22 protein-coding genes are annotated in these 25,796 nt (G+C 60.2%); 8 read left to right on the forward strand and 14 right to left on the reverse strand.

Annotation, left to right across the window (positions count from 1 at the left end; genetic code table 11):
- Positions 1-95: 95 nt before the first annotated feature.
- The 3 genes from N5D22_RS07330 to purD form a co-directional block, all read right to left on the reverse strand.
- Positions 96-1,919, reverse strand: coding sequence for a methyl-accepting chemotaxis protein (locus N5D22_RS07330; protein WP_279655001.1), 1,824 nt, complete (start codon positions 1,917-1,919; stop codon positions 96-98).
- Positions 1,920-2,245: 326 nt separating this feature from the next.
- On the reverse strand, positions 2,246-2,755 hold the full coding sequence (locus N5D22_RS07335) for a plant virulence effector HPE1-like domain-containing protein (protein WP_279655002.1): 510 nt from the start codon (positions 2,753-2,755) through the stop codon (positions 2,246-2,248).
- 157 nt (positions 2,756-2,912) lie between these two features.
- Complete coding sequence (purD, locus tag N5D22_RS07340) at positions 2,913-4,184, reverse strand: phosphoribosylamine--glycine ligase (protein ID WP_279655003.1); 1,272 nt, start codon at positions 4,182-4,184, stop codon at positions 2,913-2,915.
- A 213-nt stretch (positions 4,185-4,397) separates the two neighbouring features.
- Between purD and N5D22_RS07345 the strand changes: the two genes are divergently transcribed.
- From N5D22_RS07345 to N5D22_RS07355, 3 genes are all read left to right on the forward strand, one after another.
- On the forward strand, positions 4,398-6,716 hold the full coding sequence (locus tag N5D22_RS07345) for a Tex family protein (RefSeq protein ID WP_279655005.1): 2,319 nt from the start codon (positions 4,398-4,400) through the stop codon (positions 6,714-6,716).
- A gap of 168 nt (positions 6,717-6,884) precedes the next feature.
- The gene (locus N5D22_RS07350) at positions 6,885-8,141 is read left to right on the forward strand and encodes a cyclopropane-fatty-acyl-phospholipid synthase (RefSeq protein WP_279655006.1); all 1,257 of its coding nucleotides are present in this window, start codon (positions 6,885-6,887) and stop codon (positions 8,139-8,141) included.
- Positions 8,142-8,424: 283 nt separating this feature from the next.
- The gene (locus tag N5D22_RS07355) at positions 8,425-9,225 is read left to right on the forward strand and encodes a MipA/OmpV family protein (protein WP_279655007.1); all 801 of its coding nucleotides are present in this window, start codon (positions 8,425-8,427) and stop codon (positions 9,223-9,225) included.
- On the opposite strand, the gene N5D22_RS07360 is transcribed toward N5D22_RS07355, so the two are convergent.
- Positions 9,206-9,454 carry a hypothetical protein gene (locus N5D22_RS07360; protein WP_279655008.1) on the reverse strand — a complete coding sequence of 83 codons (249 nt, stop codon included), beginning with the start codon at positions 9,452-9,454 and terminating at the stop codon, positions 9,206-9,208. The two genes, N5D22_RS07355 and N5D22_RS07360, sit on opposite strands and share 20 nt — an antisense overlap.
- 34 nt (positions 9,455-9,488) lie before the next feature.
- Here N5D22_RS07360 and ubiA point away from each other — a divergent pair, with 34 nt between their 5' ends.
- A complete protein-coding gene (ubiA, locus tag N5D22_RS07365) occupies positions 9,489-10,442 on the forward strand; it encodes a 4-hydroxybenzoate octaprenyltransferase (RefSeq protein ID WP_279655009.1) in 954 nt (317 codons plus the stop codon).
- Between the two features lie 75 nt (positions 10,443-10,517).
- Here the strand turns inward: ubiA and N5D22_RS07370 are convergent, their stop codons facing one another.
- Positions 10,518-11,084, reverse strand: a complete 567-nt coding sequence (locus tag N5D22_RS07370) for a DUF6101 family protein (protein ID WP_003503226.1) — start codon at positions 11,082-11,084, stop codon at positions 10,518-10,520.
- Between the two features lie 368 nt (positions 11,085-11,452).
- Here N5D22_RS07370 and N5D22_RS07375 point away from each other — a divergent pair, with 368 nt between their 5' ends.
- On the forward strand, positions 11,453-13,894 hold the full coding sequence (locus tag N5D22_RS07375; RefSeq protein WP_279655010.1) for a DUF1217 domain-containing protein: 2,442 nt from the start codon (positions 11,453-11,455) through the stop codon (positions 13,892-13,894).
- Positions 13,895-13,945: 51 nt separating this feature from the next.
- Here N5D22_RS07375 and N5D22_RS07380 read toward each other — a convergent pair whose 3' ends face one another.
- Positions 13,946-14,896: a LysR substrate-binding domain-containing protein gene (locus N5D22_RS07380; protein ID WP_279655011.1), complete on the reverse strand. Its 951-nt coding sequence runs from the start codon at positions 14,894-14,896 to the stop codon at positions 13,946-13,948.
- Positions 14,897-15,100: 204 nt separating this feature from the next.
- On the opposite strand from N5D22_RS07380, the gene N5D22_RS07385 reads away from it, so the two are divergent.
- Positions 15,101-15,391, forward strand: coding sequence for a DUF1127 domain-containing protein (locus tag N5D22_RS07385; protein WP_279655012.1), 291 nt, complete (start codon positions 15,101-15,103; stop codon positions 15,389-15,391).
- A 173-nt stretch (positions 15,392-15,564) separates the two neighbouring features.
- On the opposite strand, the gene N5D22_RS07390 is transcribed toward N5D22_RS07385, so the two are convergent.
- The 7 genes from N5D22_RS07390 to N5D22_RS07420 all read right to left on the reverse strand — a co-directional run bounded on the left by N5D22_RS07390 (position 15,565) and on the right by N5D22_RS07420 (position 23,179).
- A complete protein-coding gene (locus N5D22_RS07390) occupies positions 15,565-16,938 on the reverse strand; it encodes a glutamate--cysteine ligase (protein WP_279655013.1) in 1,374 nt (457 codons plus the stop codon).
- A 117-nt stretch (positions 16,939-17,055) separates the two neighbouring features.
- Positions 17,056-17,793, reverse strand: coding sequence for a 16S rRNA (uracil(1498)-N(3))-methyltransferase (locus N5D22_RS07395; RefSeq protein WP_279655014.1), 738 nt, complete (start codon positions 17,791-17,793; stop codon positions 17,056-17,058).
- A 13-nt stretch (positions 17,794-17,806) separates the two neighbouring features.
- Positions 17,807-19,312: an inorganic phosphate transporter gene (locus N5D22_RS07400; RefSeq protein ID WP_279655015.1), complete on the reverse strand. Its 1,506-nt coding sequence runs from the start codon at positions 19,310-19,312 to the stop codon at positions 17,807-17,809.
- A gap of 161 nt (positions 19,313-19,473) precedes the next feature.
- On the reverse strand, positions 19,474-19,914 hold the full coding sequence (locus tag N5D22_RS07405) for an NUDIX hydrolase (protein ID WP_279655016.1): 441 nt from the start codon (positions 19,912-19,914) through the stop codon (positions 19,474-19,476).
- Positions 19,915-20,212: 298 nt separating this feature from the next.
- Positions 20,213-20,959 (reverse strand): HAD-IIB family hydrolase, encoded by a 747-nt coding sequence (locus tag N5D22_RS07410; RefSeq protein WP_279655017.1) that lies wholly within the window; start codon positions 20,957-20,959, stop codon positions 20,213-20,215.
- Positions 20,956-22,302 carry a glycosyltransferase family 1 protein gene (locus tag N5D22_RS07415; RefSeq protein ID WP_162144093.1) on the reverse strand — a complete coding sequence of 449 codons (1,347 nt, stop codon included), beginning with the start codon at positions 22,300-22,302 and terminating at the stop codon, positions 20,956-20,958. Before N5D22_RS07415 ends, N5D22_RS07410 begins: the two co-directional genes overlap by 4 nt.
- 103 nt (positions 22,303-22,405) lie before the next feature.
- Positions 22,406-23,179 (reverse strand): FadR/GntR family transcriptional regulator, encoded by a 774-nt coding sequence (locus tag N5D22_RS07420; protein ID WP_279655018.1) that lies wholly within the window; start codon positions 23,177-23,179, stop codon positions 22,406-22,408.
- On the opposite strand from N5D22_RS07420, the gene N5D22_RS07425 reads away from it, so the two are divergent.
- Entirely contained in the window at positions 23,154-23,489 is a 336-nt protein-coding gene (locus tag N5D22_RS07425) for a hypothetical protein (RefSeq protein ID WP_279655019.1), read from the forward strand. The two genes, N5D22_RS07420 and N5D22_RS07425, sit on opposite strands and share 26 nt — an antisense overlap.
- On the forward strand, positions 23,476-24,750 hold the full coding sequence (locus N5D22_RS07430) for a DUF3422 family protein (RefSeq protein WP_279655020.1): 1,275 nt from the start codon (positions 23,476-23,478) through the stop codon (positions 24,748-24,750). Before N5D22_RS07425 ends, N5D22_RS07430 begins: the two co-directional genes overlap by 14 nt.
- A 146-nt stretch (positions 24,751-24,896) precedes the next feature.
- Here the strand turns inward: N5D22_RS07430 and N5D22_RS07435 are convergent, their stop codons facing one another.
- Positions 24,897-25,796 (reverse strand): LysR family transcriptional regulator, encoded by a 900-nt coding sequence (locus tag N5D22_RS07435; RefSeq protein ID WP_020812657.1) that lies wholly within the window; start codon positions 25,794-25,796, stop codon positions 24,897-24,899.

Genomic DNA, 25,796 nt, shown 5'->3' on the forward strand with positions numbered 1-25,796 from the left:
ACGACGCCGAATATGTAGGGAACGTTTTGGAGAGCACATAAAAATGCCGGGTCTGTGCCCGGCATTTTTGTTTCAATCGCAGAGACCGTTCGTGGTCACCCCGCCATACGCATCTGCTCCGCCATACCATGAAGCTGGTGGCCGGAAGAGACGCGGAAGCCGCGGATGAGGTTCAGCAGTTCCTCGGTGTCGACGGCCAGCGCTTCCGCCGAAGCCGTGGTTTCTTCCGCCATCGCCGCATTGTGCTGGGTGGCGACATCGAGCTGGTTGAGCGACGACGAGATCGAGCGTAGCGTCGTATCCTGTTCGGCCGCCGAATGGGCGATCTTGCTGACGATCTCGTTGGCGGATTTGATCTGGTCCGAGATGCGTTTCAGCGCATCGCCGGCCTCGCCGACAAGGCGCACGCCGTTTTCCACCTGGGCGGAGGAGCGGGCGATCTGGTCCTTGATCTCCTTGGCGGCGGCGGCGGATTTCTGCGCCAGTTCGCGCACTTCCTGCGCCACCACGGCAAAGCCCTTGCCGGCCTCACCCGCACGCGCCGCTTCCACACCGGCATTCAGCGCCAGAAGGTTGGTCTGGAAGGCGATGTCGTCGATCACGCCGATGATGTTGGAAATCTGGTCGGAAGACTGTTCGATACCGCTCATCGCGGTGATCGCTTCTTCCACCACCCGGTCGCTGCGCATCGCTTCGGAGCTGACGGTGGTGACGCGCTTGGCGGCGTCGGCGGCCCCTTCGGCTGTCTGGCGCACCGCAACCGTCAATTCATCGAGAGCGGCCGAGGTTTCTTCCAGATTGGCAGCCTGCCGTTCGGTGCGCTGCGAAAGCTCGTTGGAGGCCTTGCGGATTTCTTCCTTGGAGCCGCCAATGTCGATGCTCTTGGAGTTCACCTTGGCCATGGCGGCGTCGAGATGGATCAGGGCCTCGTTGAAATTGTCGCGCAACGCCGCGTAGCGGTTGCCGAGATCGCCGCAACGTACGGTCAGATCGCCGTCCGCCAGCTTCTCCAGCGCCTCGCCGATGGTGGTGACGACACGCGCCTGCAATTCCGCCTCGTCGCGTTGCATGTCGAGATTGTTCTGGCGCTCCGCATTGAGCTGTCGCTGCTGTTCTTCCTCACGGCGCTGCATGGCATGGCGCTCGCGCACCTTGTCCTGAAGCGAGGCGGTGGCCTTCGCCATCATGCCCACTTCGTTCGTCAGGCCGGTATGGGGAATGGCGAGCGAGACGTTTTCATTGGCCACTTCACCGAGCGCACGGTGAATGTCGCCGAGCGGCTTCGAAATGCCACGGATAACGTAAAAGGCGGCGGCAAGCGCCAGTACGAAGATGGCGGCACCGATGGACAGCGCCTTCATCACCTCGCCGCGCACCTGCGCGTTCAGATCGTCGATATAAACGCCGGTCACGACCACCACCTGCCATGGTTCGAAGGCAAGCGCATAGGAGCTCTTGGCGTAGTCATTGCCTTCCATGCCGGGCTTCGGACCGTAAAAATCCGTCTGTCCGCCGCCATTGCGACCAAGCCGCACCAGCTCGTCGCGATAGGCGAAACCCTTGCTGTCCGGCTTGCCCTTGAAGCTTTCTCCGACGCGCTTGGCATCGGGATGGAACTTCATCGTCACGTCGTAATCGTAACCGAACAGATAGCCGTCCGGCGTGAAGCGCATGGCGCTGACGGTGGCGTAAGCCTGTTTCATGGCCTCGTCGCGCGAAAGCGTTCCGGCCTTTTCCTTGTCGTGGAAGGATTGCAGGATGGAGATCGCCGATTGCACCTGCGTCCGCAGCATGCCGTAGCGTTCCTCATAGATAGCATCGGTGGCGGATTTCAGCTGGTAAAACGTCGCCACGGCGAAGGCGGCCATCAGGGCCACCACGAGAACGATCAACTGACGGGAAATGGAAAGGTTCTTCATGGGCGCTCACAAGCGTTTGGGATCGCGCGCCTGAAAACGCCGCGCGGTACCGATGTTTCGGAGAAGGGAGAGGCGCATGATGCGCGATAAAAGGGCCAAAAAGCGCGTGTCCGCGCCGTGGCCTCATCCTGTGCTGCATCGCACTATAGACGCACTTAGCGGCTAAAAATTTGAATAAATATTTAATTAGCGAAAGCTTTATCAGGCCCGACAGGCAGAATAAGCGGGGATGAAAGCAATATTCCCCGCATAGTTGCGGCGCCATTTCGGGAATGCAGCGATGACGCGATTATTTGACCTTCGTCATGAAATGCGTCATCGGCCGGTCAATTGCCGCGCAATTTGAAATCCGGGAACTGGGGGGCGCCGATCACCGAGGCGCTGGCCGGTTCGGCTGCGTTTTCGGTGGAGATTTCCTTGACGGCTGCCGTGGTCGTCGTCACGTCGATGCCGGCCGGTGTCGAAACCGTCTCGGCGGGATGTGCCACGGGTTCTGCGTCGTCATAGGTCGCGATGGCGGTGCTGGAGGTTTCCGCCATCCATGCCGGATTGGTGCTGACGAAGGTGACGGGCGCACCGCCAAGCCAGGCTTCTGTGCGCAGCAGGGTGCGCTTGCCGTCGACTTCGCGCATTTCCGTGTGCTGCGTGCCCGGCTCAATGGAGGGAACGGCATAACCCTGCGCCACGGCTTTGCCCTTCATGGGCTTGCAGCCCGCGCAATCGCGACGAATGAAGCTGCCATTGGCCACATGCACGCCGTTTATATATTCGATGGAAGACGCCATCGCCGACCCACCGGTCAGCGCGATAACAGCTGTCAGAAAAAGACGACGCATCGAAAAACCCCCGAAATGACGGCGCGGCCTCGCGATTAAGGTACGAAGCGCCATGCAATATTACGGGAAGTATTACCGGTCTTTCGTTTCCATCGGGTCAGCAAACTTGGTAAAAATTGAACCAAATAGTCGCTCCCGACCCCTTCTGCTTTAAGGATCAGGCCTTCTCGCGCGCAACGGCCTGCCAGCCGATATCGCGGCGGCAGAAGCCGTTTTCCCACTCCACCTTGTCGGCCAGCGCATAGGCGCGTGCCTGCGCTTCCGTGACGGTCTTTCCAAGGGCGGTGACGTTCAGCACGCGTCCGCCCGTCGCCACTAGCCCGCCGTCCTTCAGCGCGGTTCCGGCATGGAACACCTTCGCCTCTTCGCTCGCCTCGGGAATATGGGCGATCGGCGTGTTCTTGTCGTAAGCGCCGGGATAACCCTTCGAAGCGAGAACGACGGTCAGCGCCGCGTCGTCGCGCCATTCCGCCTCCACCTTGTCCAGCGTGCCGGTGGCGGTCGCGTAGAGGATCGGCAGCAGATCGCTTTTGAGGCGCATCATCAGCACCTGGCATTCGGGATCGCCGAAACGGACGTTATATTCGATGAGTTCCGGGCCCTTGGCGGTAATCATCAGGCCTGCGAAGAACACGCCGGAGAAGGGGTTGCCATCCTTGGCCATGCCCGAGATCGTCGGCTCGATGATCTCCTTCATGGCGCGCTCCACCATGGCCGGTGTCATCACGGGGGCGGGGGAATAGGCACCCATGCCGCCGGTATTCGGGCCGGTATCGCCATCGCCGACACGCTTGTGATCCTGCGCGGTGGCGAGCGCCAGCGCGGTCTTGCCATCCGAAAGGCAGAAGAAGCTCGCTTCCTCGCCATCGAGGAAGGCCTCCACCACCACTTCGGCTCCGGCCGCGCCGAAAGCGCCGTCGAAACAGTCGTCGATGGCGCCAAGCGCTTCCGCTTCCGTCATGGCCACGGTCACGCCCTTGCCGGCGGCAAGCCCGTCCGCCTTGATGACGATCGGCGCGCCCTGTTGACGAACATAGTCCTTGGCCGGCTCGGCGGTCTTGAAACGCTGGTAAGCGCCGGTCGGAATATCGTAGCGCGCGCAGAGATCCTTGGTGAAGCCCTTGGAGCCCTCAAGCTGGGCGGCTGCCTTCGAGGGTCCGAAGGTGGCAATGCCGGCGGCGCGCAGGTCATCCGCCAGACCCGCAACCAGCGGCGCTTCCGGGCCGACCACGACGAAGTCGATTGCCTTTTCCTTCGCAAAGGCGATGACGGCCGCATGGTCTTCCACATCAAGCGCTACCAGCGTCGCATGGTCGGCAATGCCGGGATTGCCGGGGGCGGCATAAAGCTCATCGAGCAGGGGAGACTGGGCGATTTTCCACGCCAGCGCATGTTCGCGTCCGCCGGAACCGATCAACAGAACTTTCATGGTCAATACCCCTGCAAATTCGCCAGTAACCTTGTGGGACGGGCGTTAAGGGCAGGGGGGCGAAAGGTCAAGGAGAAAGCGCCGCAAATGCCCGTCTTTCCCTTGAACGCTGCCTTTCCTGTGGAATCGTTGCCGCCTCTTGTTGTCACGCCACAATCAGACATTATGTTCGCCGCTCCAGATGTGACTTCAGAGAACCCCCAAGAGTCCCCTATGACCGCAGACAATGCCCGCCTCGCCTCGCTCATCGCCTCCGAAATCAACGCCCGCCCCGATCAGGTAAAGGCGGCGGTGGCGCTGCTGGACGAGGGCGCGACCGTTCCCTTCATCGCCCGTTACCGCAAGGAAGTGACGGGAGGGCTGGACGACACCCAGCTTCGCACGCTTTCGGAACGTCTCGTCTATCTGCGCGAACTCAATGCGCGCCGCGGCTCCATCGTGGAGTCCATCACCGGTCAGGGCAAGATGACCGATGAGCTGATGGTCAAGATCATGCAGGCGGGCACCAAGGCGGAGCTGGAAGACCTCTATCTGCCCTATAAGCCGAAGCGCCGCACCCGTGCCGAAATCGCCCGCGAACGCGGTCTCGGCCCGCTGGCAGAAGCCATCTGGGAGAACCGCGCCGCCGATCCGGCGAAACTGGCGGAAGCTTATGTTCAAGGCGAGGTGGCCGATGTGAAGGCGGCACTCGAGGGCGCGCGCGACATCGCGGCGGAAACCATGACGGAAAATGCCGATCTGCTCGGTCGCCTGCGTGATTACATGCGCCAGAACGCCACCTTCCGCGCCAAGGTGGTGGACGGCAAGCAGGCGTCGGGTGAGAAATTCTCCGACTATTTCGATCATTTCGAGCGCTGGGCGACGGTGCCGGGCCACCGGGCGCTGGCCATGCTGCGCGGCTGGAACGAAGAAATTCTGACATTGACCATAGATGTCGATGCGGACGATCCCTCATCGGTCAAGCCCGCACAGCGCACCATCGCCGCCGCTTTCGATATCCGCAATGCCGGCCCCGCCGACCAATGGCTGATGGAAGTGGCTGGCTGGACCTGGCGGGTGAAGCTTTCCATGTCGCTCTCGCTCGATCTGATGCGCGAATTGCGCGAGCGCGCCGAAGAAGAGGCGATCCATGTTTTCGCCCGCAATCTCAAGGATTTGCTGCTGGCCGCACCGGCCGGTTCCCGCGCCACCATGGGTCTCGATCCGGGCATCCGCACCGGCGTCAAAGTGGCTGTGGTGGATGGCACCGGCAAATTGCTTGATACCACGACGGTTTATCCCTTCCCGCCGAAGAACGATGTGCGCGGCACGCAGGCGGAACTTGCCGTCCTCATCCGCAAGCACAATGTCGAGCTGATCGCCATCGGCAATGGCACCGGCAGCCGCGAGACGGAAAAGCTGGTCGCCGATCTTCTGGCACAGATGCCGGCTTCGGGCGCAAAGCCCACCAAGGTCATCGTCTCGGAGGCGGGCGCTTCGGTCTATTCCGCTTCGGAACGGGCAGCCGCCGAATTCCCCAATCTCGATGTTTCGCTGCGCGGCGCCGTCTCCATCGCCCGCCGCCTTCAGGATCCGCTGGCTGAACTGGTGAAGATCGAGCCGAAATCCATCGGCGTCGGTCAGTATCAGCATGATGTCGATCAGGGCCGTCTCAGCCGTTCGCTCGATGCTGTCGTGGAAGATGCGGTTAATGCCGTCGGCGTCGATCTCAATACCGCCTCTTCACCGCTTCTGGCGCGGGTGTCCGGCCTTGGCAGCTCGATTGCCGATGCCATCGTCGCCCATCGCGACCAGACCGGCCCCTTCGCCAGCCGTAAGGAATTGCTGAAGGTGCCGCGCCTCGGCCAGCGCACCTTCGAGCAATGCGCCGGCTTCCTGCGCATTCCGAACGGCAAGGAGCCGCTGGATGCTTCCTCGGTTCACCCGGAAGCCTATGGCGTGGCGAAAAAGATCGTCGCCGCCTGCGGTCGCGATCTGCGCTCGCTGATGGGCGACAGCGCCGCGTTGAAGGCGCTCGATCCGAAGAAGTTCATCGACGAGCAATTCGGCCTGCCGACCGTGAAAGACATCATCGCCGAACTGGAAAAGCCCGGCCGCGACCCGCGCCCGAGCTTCAAGACCGCGACATTCGCCGAGGGTGTGGACGAGATCACTGATCTGAAACCGGGCATGCTTTTGGAAGGCACCGTCACCAACGTCGCCGCCTTCGGCGCTTTCGTGGATATCGGCGTGCATCAGGATGGGCTGGTGCATGTCTCGCAACTCGCCGACCGTTTCGTGAAGGACCCGCATGAGGTCGTCAAGGCGGGCGATGTCGTCAAGGTGCGTGTCGTGGAAGTGGATGTGAAGCGCAAGCGCATCGGCCTTACCATGCGCAAGGATGGCGGCGAGGCAGCGCCGCAGCCGATGCGCGAGAAGGGCAATGCCAGCGCCATGCGGCACGCGACATCCAAGCCGAAAGAGCGCAACGAAGGGTCGCAAACCGGCGGTGCGCTTGCCGCCGCCCTGGCTGAAGCCATGAAGCGACGCTGACCTAGGGTTGAAACGACTTTTTACCAAAAAGCCTCGCCGGAAACCCCGGCGGGGCTTTTTGCTTGATGAAATCGTTCAATTTTTTTGAAATAAGACTATCTTGCAACTTGTGCCGAAAGGAATACGGTCAGCGAAATTGATAAGTGAGACTTAGCAATTGGGGGTGCCATGGCGTCGTCTCTGCATGTTCTGCTCGAAAAGATAATCAAGACCGGTGATCTCACCGTAACCGGCCCGGGTGGAAGCCATACCTACGGTAACGGTACAGGCAAAAGGGTGGTTCTGAATTTCACCGACGAAGCTGCGATGCAGGAGATCGCCGCCGATCCTGCGTTGAAGCTTGCCGAAATGTATATGGAAGGCCGGGCGAAAGTTGCGGAAGGCGATATTTACGATTTCCTTGCGCTGGTCAAAGGCAATACGCTGAGCGAGGCGCTGTCCTTCGGCATGATCTGGCGCGGCATGGCGCGCATCATCGCCGCCCGCATCAAGATGCATCTGCCGGTCAACCACAACAAGAGCAACGTCGCCCATCATTACGATCTGAGCGCCAAGCTGTTCGATCTCTTCCTCGATGAGGACTGGCAATATTCCTGCGCCTATTTCAATCCGCCCGGTATCAGCCTCTACGAGGCGCAGGTTGCGAAAAAACGGCACATTGCCGCCAAGCTGATGACCGAGCCGGGCCAGAGCGTGCTGGAAATCGGCTCCGGCTGGGGCGGCATGGCGATGTATATTGCCGAAAGCGCCGGTGCTGACGTAACCGGCATCACGCTCAGCGAAGAACAGCTGCGCGTTTCCCGCGACCGCGCCGCCAAACGCGGCCTTGCGGCAAATGTCCGTTTCGAATTGCAGGACTACCGCTACCTGCCGGCCTCGAAAAAATATGATCGCATCGTCTCCGTCGGCATGTTCGAACATGTCGGGCCGACCCATTATCGCGATTATTTCGACAAGGTGGCGGAGGTGCTGGACGACAGGGGCGTGATGGTGCTGCATTCCATCGGCCAGCCCTATCCGGCGCTGGCGACCAATCCCTTCATCGAAAAATATATTTTCCCCGGCGGTTATATTCCCTCGCTTGCCGAGGTACTGCCGGCGATCGAGAAATCGCGGCTGCTGGTGAAGGATATCGAGATACTGCCGATGCATTACGCCCACACGCTTCGCCACTGGCGGGAACGTTTCGTGGCGCGCAAGGCCGAAGCGGTGGCGCTTTATGACGAGCGTTTCTTCCGCATGTGGGAGTTCTATCTGGCGGGGTCGGAAATGGCCTTTACCCACGAAAACTTCCATATTTTCCAGATCCAGCTCGCCAAGGACCGCGATTCCGTGCCGCATAGTCGCGACTACATTGCGCAGAACGAGGCGAAATTGCTGGAATTCGAGAAGACGCGCGCACCGCTGGAGAAGGTGACGTTCTGACGACGGCGTAGGTGACGGGTGACCGAATTGTGGAGATTGTTGACAAACATCTCCGCAATCTCGGCGTCATGCTCGGGCTTGTCCCGAGGATCTATCCACGTTGCTTAAAGTCCGTCGGTTGCAGATGCTCGGGACAGGCCCGAGCATGACGGCGGTGAGGTTTGAGGCCTTGTCGTCACCCTCCGGAGGAGGCGCGTTTCTTCCCACCCTGGTTAATGGAATGGAAAGACAATCCCTCTAATTCTACGGGCACCTGTCTGTATTGCGTTTCTGGGGTTCTTTCATGTTCAAGCCATCAGCGGCCGCCGCCGCCTGTGTCCTGTCGCTTTTTACCGTCGGCAATGCCCATGCCGAAGGCTGGTTTTCCGGCGACTGGTATCTGAAGCTCGGTGGCGCCGGTTTCACTGCGCCGAAATATCAGGGTGACAACAAGAATGAATTCGGCTTTTCGCCCATCATTTCGGTCGGCCGTCAGGGGCAGGGCGCGCGTTTCACCTCGCGCAACGACAGTGCCTCGATTTCGCTTCTGGACAATGGCCCGATCAGCATGGGTCTCGCAGGCAAGCTGGTATCCCCGCGCGACGAGGGCGACTCGTCCGATCTGAAAGGCATGACCCGCATCAAGCGCGGCGGCGAGCTCGGCGGCTTCGCCGAGGCCTATCCGACCGACTGGCTGCGCGTTCGCGGCGAAGTCCGTCAGGGCATCCGCAGCCATAGCGGCGTGGTCGGCGATGTCGCCGTCGATGCCTTCACCGACATCGCCCCCGGTATCCAGATTTCCGCCGGTCCGCGCGCGACCTGGGTAAGCAGCAAGTACAATGAGCGTTATTACGGTGTGAGCGCGGCCCAGACGGCCGCCGGCGCGCCATCGCCCTATAGCCCGGGCGGCGGCCTGCATTCGGCTGGCATCGGCGCCGCCATCACCTGGAAAGTCACCGAAAATGCCGAAGTCGGTTCGTTTGCGGAATATCGCCGCCTGACGGGCGACGCCGCCGACAGCTCGCTGGTGCGTGAGCGCGGTTCGAAGAACCAGTTCATCATCGGTGTTCAGGCAAGCTACAAGTTCAATTTCTCGCTGCCCTGAGGTAGATGAACTCGCTGTTTGGAGATTGAAAACCCGCAGCAGAACGCTGCGGGTTTTTTCTATCCAAATATTCGGTGTCATCCTCGGGCTTGACCCGAGGATTTATTGATTTCAACGGGTTGCGGATCCTCGGGTCAAGCCCGAGGATGACAGTGGAGAGGTAAGGCGCTTGCCGGTCGCCCGAGGACAAATCGCCAAATGCCGCGCATCTTTGTACTTTGAAATCCATTCCGATTTTCCCGCCGATGCTGTAGAACCATCCCATGGTTCACCACAGCGATTTGTCAGACCGCGTTTCGGACGCGCCATCCAACAACTGGGTCTATCGGATTTTGCCGAGGCCCCTCTGGCCCTATGCGCAGCTGGCCCGGTGGGATCGCCCCATCGGCTGGCAATTGCTGATGTGGCCATGTTTCTGGTCCGCAGCCCTTGCGGCAAATGCCGCGGTGGTGAGCGGTGGCTTTTCCTGGGGAACGCTGATCTGGCATCTGGCGCTGTTCTTCATCGGCTCGGTGGCGATGCGCGGTGCGGGCTGCACCTATAATGATCTGGCCGACCACAAGATCGACATGGCCGTGGCGCGCACCCGTTCGCGACCGCTGCCTTCCGGCCGCGTGAGCCGGTCGCAGGCCAAGCTCTTCATCGTCCTGCAGGCGATTGCGGGGCTTGTCGTGCTCCTGCAGTTCAACGGTTTCGCAATCGTGACAGGCATATTCTCGCTGATCTTCGTGGCGATCTATCCCTTCGCCAAGCGTTTTACCAACTGGCCGCAATTTTTCCTCGGCCTCGCCTTTTCCTGGGGGGCGCTGATGGGCTGGGCCGGGCAGTTCGGATCGATCGCCTGGCCGGCTGTCCTGCTTTATGTCGGCTCCATCGCCTGGACGATCGGTTATGATACAATCTACGCCCATCAGGACAAGGAAGACGACACCGCGGTGGGCATCGGTTCGACGGCCCTGCTGTTTGGCGAGAACACACATCGCTGGCTGGTTTTCCTTTATGGCACAGCCCTTGCCATGATGTTCCTGTCGTTCTGGACGGCGGGTGTTAACGTCATTGCCTATAGCGGCCTTGCCGCCGCGGCCCTCATGCTGTTCCGGCAGGTCTGGGTGCTCGATATCGACGATGTCGATCAGTGCCTCGTGCTGTTCAAATCCAACAACCGCGTCGGCGTGCTGATTTTCGCGGGCCTCATCCTGCCGCTCCTGCTGGCGTAAGCCGCTAAAACACGACATGAAAAAGCCCGGCCGCGTCATCCGCGCCGGGCTTTTTCATTTGTCTTGCTGAGCTTGTCAGCTGCGGGCGATGATTTCCTTGCCCTCGATCTTCATGCTCATGCCCAGCGAACCGGTGGAGCGGCGAACGAGGAAGCGCGGGCGACGCTCTGCGAAATAGGAATGGCGGCGGCGCGGACGGGTGTTCTGGGTGCGCACCTTGCCGAGATGTTCTTCCAGCGGCCGGGCGACGCCATCGGCTTCCACCATCAGCATGGGAATACGATAGGCCTCGGACCAGCTGCGCCAGTCGGCGGCGATATCGCAGAGATCGTGGGCAACGAGAAGCGGAACGCAGAGATCCGGATCGTCGTGGTGCAGTTCCAGGGTCACAGTCACCTGTCCGTCGCCATGGTCGATGGCGCGGGCGGCGACACCCTTGAAAGCGCGGGCAGGCAGGGCGAAGGACAGAGGCAGGCCGGAAGAGGACAGAACCTTTCTCAGAACGGCGCCCCGTTCATCGAGAGTGACGGCGACGTCGGTCGCGCCATTGCCTTTTCCATAGGTGACCTGTTGAGGAAAACGTGCCGGGTCGAGTCTGAGAGTGGCGACGGCCCAGTCGGGCTTCAGAACGGTCTTGGTCATGTTTATTCTACCCTTGTTTTACCTGAGAGCCGGTTTCCGGTCTTCTCATCGGGACTTTTCGTCCTCTGATATCGGGGAGAATATCTGCCGCATGTTCGAGACTGCTTAAAAATCGCGGTTAAGAAAACTTTGCATTCCCAAATGGTTAGCAAAACACACTGTGGCATGGTTTCGCTTCCGTAAAGCAGATCGAGACAATGCGGTTTTTATGCCGGCCGAAATTGTGCTCTTTCAAGCTACGGGCAAGGCGCGTCATGCATAGTCATGCCAAGGCTTGCCGTGCGTCCGGATGGGCGCGCGATGGGGTGGATCTAAAACCGGAGCTTTTGGTGTCCCAAGGGATACGCGGCGCTCCAGGGGGCATTCGGATGGTATCGACTTATCTCAGCTACGACCTCATCAACCGCGATATGAAGGCAAGCCTGTCGCGTGTGTCGCAGCAGGGGCTCATCGAGCGGCAGACGGCATATTACAAGGAAAACATCGGCAATGTGAAAAGCGTCGATGAGTTCCTCGACAATTACCAGCTCTATTCCTATGCCATGGATGCCTTCGGTCTCGGCGAGATGACCTATGCCAAGGCCTTCATGAAAAAGGTGCTGGACAGCGACCTGAACGACCAGAACAGCTTCGCCAACAAGCTGACCGACGAGCGTTATCGCGAGTTCGCCGCCGCCTTCAACTTTACCTCGTCAACGAAAACCGTGCAGACGGAAGCCCAGCTCGACAAGATAATCGGCCTCTATGACACGTCGATCACCGACTTGAATGATAGCCTTGCGGAAGAGACGCGCTATTACAAGGCGATCATCGGCACGGTGACCAATGTCGACCAGCTTCTGCGCAACGACCGCGCCCGCGCCTATATTTTCCAGGTCTTCGGTGTTGATGAGAAGACCTACTCCTATGCCCATATCAAGGGATTGATGACGAGTGACATCAACGATCCCGATAGTAGCTACATCAACCAGAAATACGGCGCGGCCTATAATGACGCGGTCGAAAAACTGACGATGAAGGGTAACATCGAACTGCATGCGCAGGTCACCGCCCGGATTACGGCCATCGATACCGAACTGGCGGGCACGGGTCTGACAAACGAGGAGCGCACGAAGCTCGAGGCGGAAAAGGTGACGCGCCAGGACCAGCTGACCCAGCTCGAGGCCGTGCTGCCGCCGAAGGATGAGTGGGAAGCGAAGCTCGCCGCGATCAAGGCGGAACAGATGACGCTATCGAACACCGTCACGCAATATAACAAGATGGCGCAGATCGCGAACGCCTTCGAGTTCAAGAATGACGGCACGGTAACTGCCGGCGGGGCACAGACGGCGGACAATCTGAAAGCCTTTACGGACTCCTATATTGGCAGCGCACCGCGTGTGACGCCGACCGTCGCGACGCTGAACCGCGATTACTTCGAATCGAAGATTGGTTCGGTCACGACAGTAGAGGAACTGATGTCTGATGCGCGGCTTCTCAATTACATCAGAACGGCCTTCGATCTGAACGACCTGACCATCGTGCCTGCAACGATCAAGAACATTCTCACCAGCGATCTCAGCGATCCGAACAATTATATCGCCACCATGGGCAAGAACGACAAGCGTTATCTCGCCCTGAAAAACGCATTCAATTTTCTGCCCGATGGCACGCTTGCGGCCGGCACGACGCCGCAGACGGCGACACAGACCGCAACGACCACCAGTGGTTACATGACCCACTACAATGATGCGGACGAGGCAGCTGACGCAAAGGCGCTCTCGCTGTTCAAGAGCAGCATTGGCAATGTCACAAGCGTCAATGATTTCCTCGGAACCAATGCCGTTTATACCTATGCGCTGAAGGCTGTCGGGCTAGATCCCGCCAAGGTGAACATCTCCGATATCCAGAGGGTGCTGACCAGCGACCTCCAGGACAAGAAGAGCTACGTTTATACGCTGAAGGACGATCGGTATGTGAAGCTTGCCGAACTCTTCAACTTCACGAAGGACGGCTCGGTCGGTTCACCCATTCTGGCGCAGTCGGAAATTGAACTGCAAACCATGTCGGCCGACTACATCAAGAAGAAATCGGCTTTCGGTACCGACAAGGACAAGGAGGCCGCCACGACCGAGGCAAAATACTTCTCGGGCGAAATGCAGAAGATCAAGACGCTCAGCGAGTTTCTGGCCAATGATCGCCTGACGAAATTCGCGATGGAATCGCTCGGCATCGATCCGGAAAGCGTGACGAAGGAACAGCTGGAAAAGATCTTCACCTCGAAACTCGATGACAAGGACAGCTACGTCAATAAGGAGATGGATCCGGTCTTCCGCCGCCTCGTCACCGCCTTCAACTTCAATACCGACGGTACACTTCTTCACGAGGACCGCAGCCTGATCCAGACGCGGCGCGGCCTTTACGAGACGCTCGACAATTATCTCACCCAGACGCTGGAAACGCAGGCGGGCGAAGAAAATGCCGGCGTGCGCCTTGCACTTTATTTCCAGCGCATGGCGGCCGGAACGACGTCCTATTACTCAATCCTCGCCGATACCGCGATCCAGAGCTTCATCAACACCACTTTCGGGATTCCGGACGAACTCGCCAATGCCGATGTCGATACGCAGGTGACGATGATGGAGAAGTACTTCGATATTCAGGATTTTCAGGATCCGGACAAGGTCAAGAAGCTGATCGCCCGCTTCACCATCATGTATGACAGCCAGCAGAACACCACCGATCCGATCATGATGCTGTTCAACGGCAGCGGTTCAGCCGGTATCAGCGGCGATACGCTGCTGGCGGTCGCGACGCTGCGGGCGCGGTAAACGGGCGAAGGGAAGGCCGGACCTGTCAGACCCCCGGCATGTCCCCATCACTCACCATCCCGGCAGCATATGCCCGGCGCGCAGGCGCGGCATTTTCGGGTAGGTCTTCACATCGCTGTCCATCTCGTCGACAACGCTCATCGGCGAGATATTGTCGAGGCAGGCGGTGATGTGGTCGGTGATGGCGTTTACCAGCGAGGGTGAAAGGCCCGGCCGTTTCATCAGGCCGATCTGCACCGGCGGCAGCGGCGGAAAACCATCGGCAGCGGTCAGAACCTTCATGCCGGTGCGCAGCGCCGATTCCGGCAGCACCGAGACGGCCATTCCCGCCAGCACGGCGGCGGCGACCACGGTGGAAGACCAGCTTGTGAACAGAACCTGATAATCCCGCCCATCGGCATCGAGCGCCGAACAGGCAAGCTGGCGCCAGTGGCAGTCGCGCCGCCCGACGGCGAGCGGCACGGGAGCATCGTCCTTGAGCGGATGGTTGGCGGAGGCGACCCAGCAGAGCGGTTCGGTGCGCACCACATCCGAGGAGCGCGCGCGCGGATTATGGGTGACGAGCGCAATATCCAGCTCGCCGCGCGCCATTTTTTCGGCAAGGCTGACCGAAGGTTCGCAGACGATATAAAGCTCGACATTGGGATGGGTCTTGGCGAAGCGCCCGATGATTTCAGGCATGTAGCGGTCGGCATAGTCATCGGGCGTACCGATGCGCAGCGTGCCCTCCAGCCGGTTGTCGTCGAAGGCGGCGATCGCCTCATTGTTGAGGCGGATGATACGGCGGGCGTAGTTCATCAGCTTCTCGCCCTCCGTCGTCAGGCGGTTGCCGCGCCCGTCCTTGGCGAAAAGCTGTTTGCCGATGCGTTCTTCCAGCCGCCGCATCTGCATGGATACGGCGGATTGCGTCTTGAAAACGCGGTCTGCGGCCTTGGTGAAGCTGCCCGTATCGACGATGGCGATGAAGGTGTGCAGCTGGTCTATGTCGAGAGGTGCGGACATGGATGGTCATCCATCAGAATGATTGATGTCTTACATTAGAAACATTCGTTGGACTGATCAATAGTCTTGCGGCATTTTGGTACTCAGCAAATCAATCTAAACCCCCGGGCCGACGCGACGTCAGGCCCTCAGCCCAAGGCAGCTTCTCGCGCGTGGTGCGCCGGGAGCGGTGCCGCATCGTGCCGTTACGAAAGGATTAGTGTCATGCGCACGGCAGAACGGAGAATGGAACTGGAACTCGCAACCCGGCAGAACGATACGTTCCGTCAGGCCGCTATTCTCTTGGCTTTCCGCGTCAAAACGTTCGTGCAGCGCATCTATAATCGTATCGTGGCCAATGGTCTCACGCAGCTCGATGACCGCCTTCTGGCCGATATCGGACTGGCGCGGTCGGATGTGAGGGATGCCCTCAATACCGGCCTGCTCGAGGATCCGACGGCTCATTTGACCCGCGCTGCGCGCAAGCGGGCAGTAACCCGGTTCAAGACCCTTTGAAATTCCCATTTCCGGCAGACCTCCAGCTGTCGGAAATGTTTCCCAGCCGCAAGGTTTTCCCCGCAGGGTGATTTGCCAATAGCCCTGCCTTTGCCCGGTGTCAGGCCCCTCGGCCGCGCCGGGCTTTTTTATGGCCCGGCTTCAGCTCATCGGCGCAGTTCGGCGGCAAGGCCTCAATATTGATATTCCTCGAACACCGGCAGCACGGAACCGCCCCAGCGGCCGTTATAGAGTGCGAGCAGGTCTTCGGCGAGCGTGGTCTTCTTGGCCAGAACCTCGTCCAGCGATGACAGGAACACGGTCTCATCCTGGCCTTCGCCGTTCAGGCGCTTGCGGTTTTTCAGGCCGGTGCGGGAAATGCCGAGCACCTCGCGGGCGATACCGAGAAGCGGCCTGCCGGCGATCTCGGCGGAGAGACCCTTGGCCGGCACGGCGTCGCGAAGGGCGATGACCTCATCGAAGCTCCAGTCGGCAGTCAGCGCATCGGCAGCGGTCAGCGCCTCGTCATCATAGAGAAGGCCGACCCAGAAAGCCGGCAGGGCGCAGATGCGCCGCCACGGGCCGCCATCCGCGCCGCGCATTTCCAGGAAGCGCTTCAGGCGCACATCCGGGAACAGCGTGGAGAGATGGTTCGTCCAGTCACCCATCGTCGGCTGCCAGTCGGCGATTTCGCCCTTCAGCGCACCGTTCATGAATTGCCGGAAGGTGACATGGGTGCAATCGTGATATTTGCCGTCGCGCACGATGAAATACATCGGCACGTCGAGCGCCCATTCGACGTAGTCCTTGAAGCCGAAGTCTTCCTTGAAAGTGAAGGGCAGGACGCCCGAGCGGCGATTGTCCGTATCGCGCCAGATATCGCCACGCCAGGAGAGCAACCCGTTCGGCTTGCCTTCGGTGAAGGGTGACGAGGCGAACAGCGCCGTCGCCAGCGATTGCAGCTTCATGGAAACGCGCATCTTCCGGCGCATATCCGCTTCGGAGGAGAAGTCGAGGTTCACCTGAATGGTGCAGGTGCGGTACATCATGTCGAGACCTTTGGTCCCGACCTTCGGCATATAACGCGTCATGATCGCGTAGCGTGATTTCGGCATGCGCGGCGTCTCGTCATAGCTCCACAGCGGGCTGCCGCCGATGCCGAGGAAACGGATGCCCATCGGCTCGGCCACCTCGCGCAGCGTCGCCAGATGCTGATTGGATTCCTTGCAGGTCTGGTGCAGGTTTTCGAGCGGCGCGCCTGATAGTTCGAACTGGCCGCCCGGCTCGATGGAAATGGCGCCCATGCCATGCTGCTCGCCAAGCCCGATGATGTTTTCGCCGTCCATGATCGGCTCCCAGCCGAGCTTTTCCTGCATGCCCTTCAAAAGCGCGGAAATGCTGGCTTCGCCGAAATAGGGAACCGGCCGGTTGTCTTCCCGGAAGAAGGCAAATTTTTCATGTTCGGTACCGATGCGGAAATCGGCTTCAACCTTGCAACCGCCCGCCAGATAATCGGTAAGCTCCGTGACGGAGGAGAGGGGTGTCTGGTCGGTCGTGTCGCGTGCCATGGCTTACCTTGTATGACGTCTCTGTTACGGCGAGGCATATGATTGGCAGATAGGGCCGGATCGCATCCGGTGGCAAATGAATTTCTTTTAAAGATGCATGAAGCGCAATGGTCCCGTTCAGTTCCAGTCGCCGATCGCCGCCTGAATGACCGCGAGTGCTGCGACGGCCGCCGTATCGGCCCTCAGGATACGCGGCCCGAGCGGAATGGGCGTGACGAAGGCAAGGCTGCGCAGCAACTCCCTTTCGTCTTCGGAAAACCCGCCTTCCGGCCCGACCAGCAGGGCGATCTTGCGCTCCTTGACGGATTGCAGGATGGGCAGCGGATTCTGGCCCGCATCGCCCTCGTCGCAATAGATGATGCGGCGGTCGCCGGGCCAGGTTTCCAGCATGTCCTGCAGTTTCACCGGTTCGGCCACCTCGGGAAGAGACAGTATGCCGCACTGCTCGGCGGCCTCGATGGCATTGGCGCGCAGTTTTTCGGTGTTGTGGATCTTGCCCTGGACATGCTGCGTCATCACCGGCTGCAGCAGGCCGGCGCCCATTTCCACCGCCTTCTGCACCAGATAATCCATCCGCCCGACTTTCAGCGGCGCGAAAAGATAATGCAGATCCGGCGCTTCCGGCTGGGGTCTTGTCTGCTCAAGGGGAATAAGCACGATCTTCTTGCGGCTCGGGAAGGAGAGCCTCGCCTTCCATTCGCCATCGCGTCCGTTGAACAGCAGTATTTCCGCGCCGTCGGTCATCCGCAGCACATTGGCGAGATAGTTGAACTGTTCGGTCGTCGTTTCCTGCGCAACGCCGCCTGCGAGGTCGGCGTCAATAAACAGGCGTTGCATCCGGAAATTAGCGCGCATGGGATTTTCAGTTTCACAGGAAAAGGAAAGACAAGAGCCAATAGAGCAGCGCCGCAAGCGTTGCGCTGGCTGGAACGGTGACCAGCCAGGCGGCGATGATCGTCATGAAGTGGGAGCGGCGGACAAGATAACGGCGGCGTATCTCGGAAGGATTGTCGACATATCTTTCGGACCGGCGGGGTCTGCCGTCACCGGCCTGAACAAGCTCCTGCCGCCGGCGTGACGCCTGTGTGTACCATTCGCGGAAGAAACCGACGCCGAAGACAGCGCCGATCGCCGTATGGGTGGTGCTGACCGGCAGGCCGAAGCGCGAGGCCACGAGAACGGTGAGCGCCGTGGCCACGGAAACGCAGAAGGCGCGCATCGGATTGAGCTTGGTGATCTGCTCACCGACGAGACGGATGAGGCGCGGGCCATAAAGGAGAATTCCGCAGGACAGCCCGAAAGCGCCGACAAGCATCACCCATAGCGGCGCGCGGGCGGAGGTGCCCACCGCCTCGTCATGCAGGGCCCGCACGATGGCCACGACTGGCCCGATGGCGTTCGAAACGTCATTCGCCCCATGGGCGAAGGACATCAGGCCGGCGGCGAGGACCAGCGGCCACTGGAACAGGATTCGAAGCGACTGGTTGCGGTTCTCCAGCCCTTCCGATTGTTTGCGAATGATCGGCACGCAGAGCCGCCAGGCGACAAGGCCGGTCACAAGCCCTGTGACACTGGCATGGCCGAGCGACACATGCATGAGCTGCTGCAGTCCGACCCAGATGAGATAGGCCATGAAAACGCCGGCCATCAGGCCGATAAGCACCGGCACCCACAGCCGCGCAGCTTCGATCTTGTCCTCGCGGTAGATGATGAATTCCTTGATGAAGGCAAGGATGGCGATGGCGAAGGCGGCGCTGATGAAGGGCGCCAGCACCCAGGCGAAGGCGATGCTGCCGAGCGACAGCCAGTCGACCGCCTTCGCCCCATAGGCGGCCATTCCGGCGCCGGCGACCCCGCCGACCACCGTATGGGTGGTGGAGATCGGCGCCTTCGTCCAGGTCGAGATGTTGACGAGCAGGCCGGCGGCAAGAAGCGCCGACAGCATTGCCCATGAAAACGCGGTCCGGTCGGGAATGGTCTCGATGTTGATGATGCCGCTGGAAATGGTCTCGACGACATTGCCGCCGGTAATCAGCGCGCCGGCAATTTCGCTGATTGCGGCGACGACGAGGGCGACGGCCAGCGGCATGGCCTTGGCGCCGACGGCGGGGCCGACATTGTTCGTGACGTCGTTCGCGCCGATATTGATGGCCATATAGGCGCCGATGGCGACGGCGGCGATGATGATGGCAGAGCCCGCCGTGCCGGTAACGAAGATATCGGCGAAGATGGCGGCCAGAACAACGAAGATGAAGCCCGCGCCAAGGCCGGCAAGCTGCTGCGTGACATGCAGCGTCGCCTCTTCGACACGGGTGAACTTGTCGAGATCCTTGTCGAGCGTCGGCTTCATGTTCGATGGCGGCTTCGTTGCCATTCACACCTCGTTTGCCAGCATTCCCTTTCGTCCGGCAGCGTCGCAGGTTGAAGGCAATTTACAGAAAGACTGTTACATCCCGCACGTCTCTCCAAAGAAAAAGACGATAAGAGCCATGTTGGAGAACCAAACCCCACATTGCCACTTTTCGGGCGGTTGCGCTATTTCGAATGCGCCATCCGCTTGTCGAAAGCGAGCATGAGCGCTTTCAGCTCCGGCTCGTTGACCCGTCTTCCGGCTTCCTGCGGGCTGACCCACTCCAGCCGCCTCGATTCCTTTTCGGGAAAGCTGTCCTGCATTTCCGAAACCTCGAGCAGATGCACCTGAACCTTGCATGGCACATTGATGCCGCTGTTCAGCTTTTTCTCGTATTCATAATAACCGAAGGGAGCCTTCTCCACCGTGCCTTTGACGCCGGCTTCCTCATAGGCTTCCTGTTCGGCCACCGCATGGGCCTTCTTGTTGGCCATCGGCCAGCCCTTGGGAATGACCCACCGGCCCGTATCCCGGCTGGTCAGCAGCAATACTTCCGGCTCCGGATTTTTTTTGGACAATCGATAGCACAGCGCCGCATATTGCTGTCGCGGCGGTCTGCGCAACATCAAGCCAACATCTGTCGCCAATCGATTCAAAATCTTCAATCCGTATAGGTCCTTCTTTGCCGGGTAGTGATAATTGCTAATATAGATATGCTTTATGCTCCGCCAATCCCCCTTCACCCATAACCCACTACTGTCTTCACGCCGGTGAAGCCTTTGGGCAAAAGGGATGTGGTAAATTCGCGAACAGAACTTCGGCCGGGTGGTTCCCCGGCCGGACAGCCGATGCGGTAATACTCTATTTACCTGCTTTCAAGCCATTCGGAATGCAAGACCGCTATGAATTATAGCCGGGGCTGCTTCAGCCTGGGTTTACGCCCCAGTGCCGGAGGCCTTCGATCACCCCATCCGCTTCCCTCGCCGCAGCGTGAAAAAAGCGCATGTCCCGATGCGCCAGCGACATCAGCTCCGGCAAGGCATTGCCCACGATCACGCCGCGAATATTCTTTAATTCGAACATCGCCCGATCATTACCAGTATCGCCCGCGACCGCCGATTCGTCGAGGCCGATGTGCAGTTGTCCACATAACCATGCAAGTGCCGCGCCCTTGTCGGCCGCTTTCGGCAATATGTCGAGGTCTCGACCGCTGGAATAGACGATGCGGGCGTCAATATCGGCCGCCGCAAGCGCCGCTTCGATCTTCCGAAGCGCCGCGTCATCGGCGCCATGCAGGAACCAGCTCGATTTGAGGCCGTGCTGATAGCGCTCCTCCTGCATCGTCACACCGGGAACGCCGGCCATCACGTCGGCGATCTTCTGCGGGTCGAAACCGGTGCCAAGGGAACTCGCATAGGCGCGTTCCAGTTCGCCGCGCTCTTTTGCGTGCAGCATGGTGCCGACCCCGCCGATGATGTAGTCGGGTCGCGGCAGCGGCGCCTCTTCGAGAAGCGCAAGCTGGTCGTCGATCAGCCTGCCGCTGTTGAAAACGAGGAGGGGACGCTGTGCGTCCGGCAGGGATTGCCAGAAATCGCGGAACCGGCGCGTGGCGTCGTTATCGCCGACGACGGTTCCGTCGAGATCGGTGGAAAAAAGACGAAGCGGTCTCAATCGCCGTCGTTCCATGGTTCGGCCCAGTCGGCTTCTTCCAGAACCGGCATCATCGTCCTGCCTTCCACAAGGGCGAGAAGCTGCTGGGCAATGCCGGTCCAGGTGAACAGGCTGCGCGCCTTGTGTGCGCCCATGCGCGAAAGCCGCCCGTAAAGCCGCTCATGCTTGAACGGCTTCATCATGGTGATGCCGAGGTCTTCCTTGTCGAAAGGATCGGCAAACAGCGCATGGCGACCATAGCTGATGGCCCGGAACAGCCCGCCATGGGTGGTGACGACGGTGGGCGTGCCGCTCGCCATCGCCTCGATCGCGGTCATGCCGAAGGGTTCATAGCGGCTTGAGAGCACGAAGAGATCGGCGGCGCGATAGATGTCCGGCAGGTCCTCATCCGTGACGTAACCGGAAAAGGCCACCTTGTCTTCGAGACCGAGCGCTTTCACCCGCTCCTTCAGCTGGTTGAGGATCGTGGTTTCCTGCTCGTCCATATTCTCGCCGCCGACCGCCAGATGCAGCCGGGCTTCCGGTTCGCGCTCGGCAAGAACGGAGAAGCCGTCGATCAGCAGGTCATAACCCTTGTTGGTCGCAAGGCGTCCGAGCGCCAGCACCGTCTTGCCCTCGAAGCCGAAACGCTGCCGGATCATCTGCCGCGTCGCATCGGAAACCGGGAAGAAGCGGTTGTCGTCATAACCCGGCGGGATCATGTGGATATGCTTGCGCTTCAGACCGTAATCCTCGATCAGAACGTCGAGCTGCACCGGCGTCGTGGCGATCACCATGTCGCAACTGCGGTAGATGATCAGCTCGTGCTGGATACGTTCCCTGAAGTTGAATTCCAGTTCGAACGTATCGGCCTTTTCCGGATAATCGGTCTCCATCTGGCGCTTTTTCCAGATGCCGAGCGAATGCGGCGTGTGCAGATGCGGGATCTTCAGCGCTTCGGACAGCCGCTGCCCGGCGACGCCCGCATCCCAATAATGGCTGTTGATGAAAGAATAATTCAGGTCGTTTTTCTTGATGAAACGCAACGCATTTTCGCACCATTCCATCAGGTGGCGGTGCAGATATTCCTTGGGAATGAAATCGCGCCCGCCGCAGGGAATGCGCACCACGCGGACGCGCTCATCGACCTCATCGAATTCCGGCTGGTCTTCGAAACGGCGGGTGTAAAGATCGACAGTATAACCGAGCTGGCCGAGTTTGCGTGCAAGCTCAAGCACATAAACCACCTGTCCACCGGTGTCCGCAGCACCCAGCGGCGGGTGCGCGGCGACATAGCCATGCGTCGATATGAGAGCTATCCGCGGATAGCGTTCAGTTTCGCTCGTGGTCGTCATGGGTCCCATCTTGGTAAATTTTTCCAATTAACCCGATAAAAAGACCAAAGAGCACAAAAGGTTCCATCAAAACCTGAATAAAAGAGATGCCGCATTTCGCCTGAAGGCGTTTTCAGGGGCTTCGCTGTTGCTGCCTCAGGCGCGAAATCCGGTCCCATTCCCGCGCTTGATGCGCCTTGGATGTCGTCTCCACGATGAAGTCGATATGGGCCTCCGCCGCCGCCCTTGCCCCTGCCGGGTCGCCGGCGGCAATCGCATCATGAATGGCGATATGCTGTCTCAGCACCTCGTCATGGGCGCCGGTAACGGTGAAGATGAGGTGGCGATTGTAGAAGATATCGTCGCTCAGAAGCCGGTAGCAGGAGCGTAACGTGTGCATCAGCACGATATTATGCGCCGCCTCGCCAATGGCGTTGTGAAACTCCACATCGCCCGCAAGCTCTTCTTCGAAATGGCCCGCCTCATGCGCTTCCCGCATTCTGTCCACGATGGCGGCGAGGTTGCGCCTGTCCGGTTCCGTCGCCCGCTGTGCGGCAAGTTCGGCGGTCATGCCTTCGATATAACGGCGATATTCGAGGAAATCGCGTGTCGCCCGGCTGTGGCGGGTGATCAGCGCGCTCAAGGGATCGGAAAACACCGGGCCGACAATATCGGCAACATAGGTGCCGCCGCCATGCCGGCTGGTAAGAAGGCCACGGGTCTCAAGCTCCTTCAGCGCTTCCCGCAAGATAGGCCGCGAGACATCGAGGCGTTGCGCCAGTTCGCGCTCGCCGGGCAGCCTGTCGCCATCCCGCAATATGCCGTCGAGGATCAGTTCCTCGAAACGCAAGACCACCTCCTGCGATGTGCGGCTGTGCTCGATGCGCGCAAAAAGGGTTTCGTCCATCGCCGAAGTCTCCGTCGAAATCCCGCCGCGTATTTCGATTTGGGGGCAAATTATCAGCGAAGCATCGTACTGGTCAAATATTCTATCCAGTTCCACGCCTTGTCAGCGCCATGCCTGCGGCAACACGGCATCTGCCTTTTCGAATTGGCTTTTGTTAAAGCAGCAGCAGGACAGGGTGACGGTGACGGATTTTTCCGCCAGGTGGATCAAAACAATGACAGGGGGCTTCGTTTGCGGTGTTTTCATCGCGATCGATGTTTTAGAAATCCGGGATAAGAAGCGGGGACGAAATCGCAATGGCCAAGGGTAGATTTGCTTTCGCAAGCGCGCCGGAACGGTCGCTGGCTCTGGGCGAGGTGCATGCGCGGCCGACGGTGCTGCTCGCGCCGTCGCGCATCATCGTCCAGCTCGCCTTCATGATGGATGGCGGCTCTGCCGTGCATCACTCGGTCATTGCCGAAATGTCGCGCAGCCGCGGCGTTGCGCCGCCGGAGCGCGATGCCCGCCACCACGCCATGCCCTGGGGGCAGGGGACCTTGCGCTGGGAGCGGCATACCGAATTCTCGACCTGGTTCTGGGATGGTCCTGCGCCGGAAAAATTCGGCGGCGAGATTGCCGGCGATCCCTTTGGCGACGGCTTTTCGCCGCCCGGTTCGCTGATATCAGGCGTGCGGCTGGAAATCCGCCCGGAAAACGGCGTGGTATCTCAGGCGGAGACGATCTTCGAGCCGACCAGCCTCTGTCACAGCGACGTGCGCGACGGGCAGGCGGCGATCCTCACCGATTTCCGGCAGGATCGCGACGGGCTGACGCAGATCCTGGTGATCGACCGGGGCTTGAGCGATTACAGCCGCGGCGCGCTGGTGCAGCGGTTGCTCGATATCGAAACCTATCGCACCCTTGCCATGCTCGGCCTGCCAATGGCGCAGACGCTCTCGCCGGAAATCCGCCGCATCGAGGACGGCCTGACCGGCATCACCCAGCGCATGAAAAACGGCGCGCGCGACGAGGCGGACGCGCTGCTGGCGGAAATGACCCGGCTTGCGGCGGAACTGGAGGCCAATGCCGCGCTCAGCCTCTATCGTTTCGGCGCCAGCCGCGCCTATGACGGCATCGTGCGCGAACGTATCCGGGCGCTTGCGGAAACCCCGGTGCAGGGCCACGAGACCATGGGCAGCTTTCTGGAACGGCGCATGGCGCCCGCCATGCGCACCTGTCAGTCGGTGGAGGAGCGGCAGGCCAACCTGTCGCGCAAGCTCTATCGCGCCACGGCGCTCGTCCGAAGCTGGATCGACGTGGAGCTGGAGCGGCAGAATACGGTGTTGCTCAACACCATGAACAAACGCGCCGCCATGCAGCTTCGCCTGCAACAAACGGTGGAGGGTCTCTCGGTCGCCGCCATTTCCTATTATGTTGTGGGCCTCATCGGTTATCTCACCAAGGCGATCAGCCATGATGTGTTGCCGCTCGACCCTGCCGTGGTCACCGGCATCTCCGTTCCCTTCGCGGTTCTCGGCGTCTGGTGGGTGGTGCGCCGCATCCGCCGCTCCCATGCCGAGGGCGGGCACTGACGGATAACCCAGTTTCCCTCATTCCTGTGCTTGTCACAGGAATCCAGGCGGCGCGCGTCTGCGCGGCGGAGAGAGTCTTTTCAGCCCAAAGACCTGGGCTGGCTGGATCCCTGTGACGAGCACAGGGATGAGGGAGTGGACCCGTTTCAGCCCTGCTCCCAATAGGGCGAAGGCCCATAAAGCCCGGCGAGATAGTCAATGAACAGCCGCACCTTCGCAGGTAGGAACTGCCGGCTCGGATAAACCGCCGAGAGCGTGACGTTTCGCGATCCCTCATAACCCGGCAGAACCTGTACCAGCTTGCCGCTGCGCAATTCATGGCCGATATCCCAGGTGGAGCGCAGCGCAATGCCGAGCCCCGATATCACCGCCTCGCGGATCACCTCGCTGGAATTGGTGATAAGCATCCCTTCCGGGCGAATGCTCATCGCGCCGCCCGGTCCTTCCAGCCGCCAGACATCGTTATTATGGGCCGGCAGGCAGCGGTGCTTTTTCAGATCCTCGATTGTCGCGGGCATACCATGGGCCGCAACGTATTCCGCCGAAGCGCAGAGTACGCGGCGCACTGGGGCAAGCCTGCGGGCCACGAGGCTGGAGGAATTGAGATCGGCGATACGGATGGCCAGATCGTAACCACCCTCGATGATGTCGATGAATTCGTCGCTCAGCACCAGATTGACCGAAAGATCAGGATGCCGCTCCATGAAACCCTTCAGATGCGGCGCGATATGCATGCGCCCGAAGGAGGTCGGCGCGGAAACCTTCAGCGTGCCGTTGACCGTATTGGCGCGGCCGGACACGAAATCCTCGGCCTCCTCCAGCCCTTCCAGCACGGCAAGCACCCGCTCGTAAAAACCCTGTCCCGCTTCGGTCAGCGAGATTTGCCGTGTGGTGCGCTGGAAAAGCCGCGCTCCGAGCTTTTCTTCCAGCCGCTTGATGCGTTTGGAAATGACGGCGGGCGAATAACCAAGCTCCCTTGCGGCCAGCGACATGCTGCCGGAGGCGGCAACGCTTGCGAAGACTTCCAGATCGCCCAAATTCGTCAT

Source organism: Agrobacterium sp. GD03872, from assembly GCF_029840625.1.
Classification (GTDB): domain Bacteria; phylum Pseudomonadota; class Alphaproteobacteria; order Rhizobiales; family Rhizobiaceae; genus Agrobacterium; species Agrobacterium fabrum_A.

Coding starts and splice junctions, on each gene's coding strand:
- N5D22_RS07330 (WP_279655001.1), bottom strand. CDS start 1,919: ATGAAGAACCTTTCCATTTCCCGTCAGTTGATCGTTCTCGTGGTGGCC.
- N5D22_RS07345 (WP_279655005.1), top strand. CDS start 4,398: ATGACCGCAGACAATGCCCGCCTCGCCTCGCTCATCGCCTCCGAAATC.
- N5D22_RS07400 (WP_279655015.1), bottom strand. CDS start 19,312: ATGGCAACGAAGCCGCCATCGAACATGAAGCCGACGCTCGACAAGGAT.
- N5D22_RS07375 (WP_279655010.1), top strand. CDS start 11,453: ATGGTATCGACTTATCTCAGCTACGACCTCATCAACCGCGATATGAAG.
- N5D22_RS07425 (WP_279655019.1), top strand. CDS start 23,154: ATGCGCGCAAAAAGGGTTTCGTCCATCGCCGAAGTCTCCGTCGAAATC.
- N5D22_RS07395 (WP_279655014.1), bottom strand. CDS start 17,793: ATGCGCGCTAATTTCCGGATGCAACGCCTGTTTATTGACGCCGACCTC.
- N5D22_RS07355 (WP_279655007.1), top strand. CDS start 8,425: ATGTTCAAGCCATCAGCGGCCGCCGCCGCCTGTGTCCTGTCGCTTTTT.
- N5D22_RS07420 (WP_279655018.1), bottom strand. CDS start 23,179: ATGGACGAAACCCTTTTTGCGCGCATCGAGCACAGCCGCACATCGCAG.
- N5D22_RS07335 (WP_279655002.1), bottom strand. CDS start 2,755: ATGCGTCGTCTTTTTCTGACAGCTGTTATCGCGCTGACCGGTGGGTCG.
- N5D22_RS07385 (WP_279655012.1), top strand. CDS start 15,101: ATGCGCACGGCAGAACGGAGAATGGAACTGGAACTCGCAACCCGGCAG.
- ubiA (WP_279655009.1), top strand. CDS start 9,489: ATGGTTCACCACAGCGATTTGTCAGACCGCGTTTCGGACGCGCCATCC.
- N5D22_RS07435 (WP_020812657.1), bottom strand. CDS start 25,796: ATGACGAATTTGGGCGATCTGGAAGTCTTCGCAAGCGTTGCCGCCTCC.
- N5D22_RS07360 (WP_279655008.1), bottom strand. CDS start 9,454: ATGGATTTCAAAGTACAAAGATGCGCGGCATTTGGCGATTTGTCCTCG.
- N5D22_RS07370 (WP_003503226.1), bottom strand. CDS start 11,084: ATGACCAAGACCGTTCTGAAGCCCGACTGGGCCGTCGCCACTCTCAGA.
- N5D22_RS07430 (WP_279655020.1), top strand. CDS start 23,476: ATGGCCAAGGGTAGATTTGCTTTCGCAAGCGCGCCGGAACGGTCGCTG.
- N5D22_RS07405 (WP_279655016.1), bottom strand. CDS start 19,914: ATGTTGCGCAGACCGCCGCGACAGCAATATGCGGCGCTGTGCTATCGA.
- purD (WP_279655003.1), bottom strand. CDS start 4,184: ATGAAAGTTCTGTTGATCGGTTCCGGCGGACGCGAACATGCGCTGGCG.
- N5D22_RS07380 (WP_279655011.1), bottom strand. CDS start 14,896: ATGTCCGCACCTCTCGACATAGACCAGCTGCACACCTTCATCGCCATC.
- N5D22_RS07350 (WP_279655006.1), top strand. CDS start 6,885: ATGGCGTCGTCTCTGCATGTTCTGCTCGAAAAGATAATCAAGACCGGT.
- N5D22_RS07415 (WP_162144093.1), bottom strand. CDS start 22,302: ATGGGACCCATGACGACCACGAGCGAAACTGAACGCTATCCGCGGATA.
- N5D22_RS07390 (WP_279655013.1), bottom strand. CDS start 16,938: ATGGCACGCGACACGACCGACCAGACACCCCTCTCCTCCGTCACGGAG.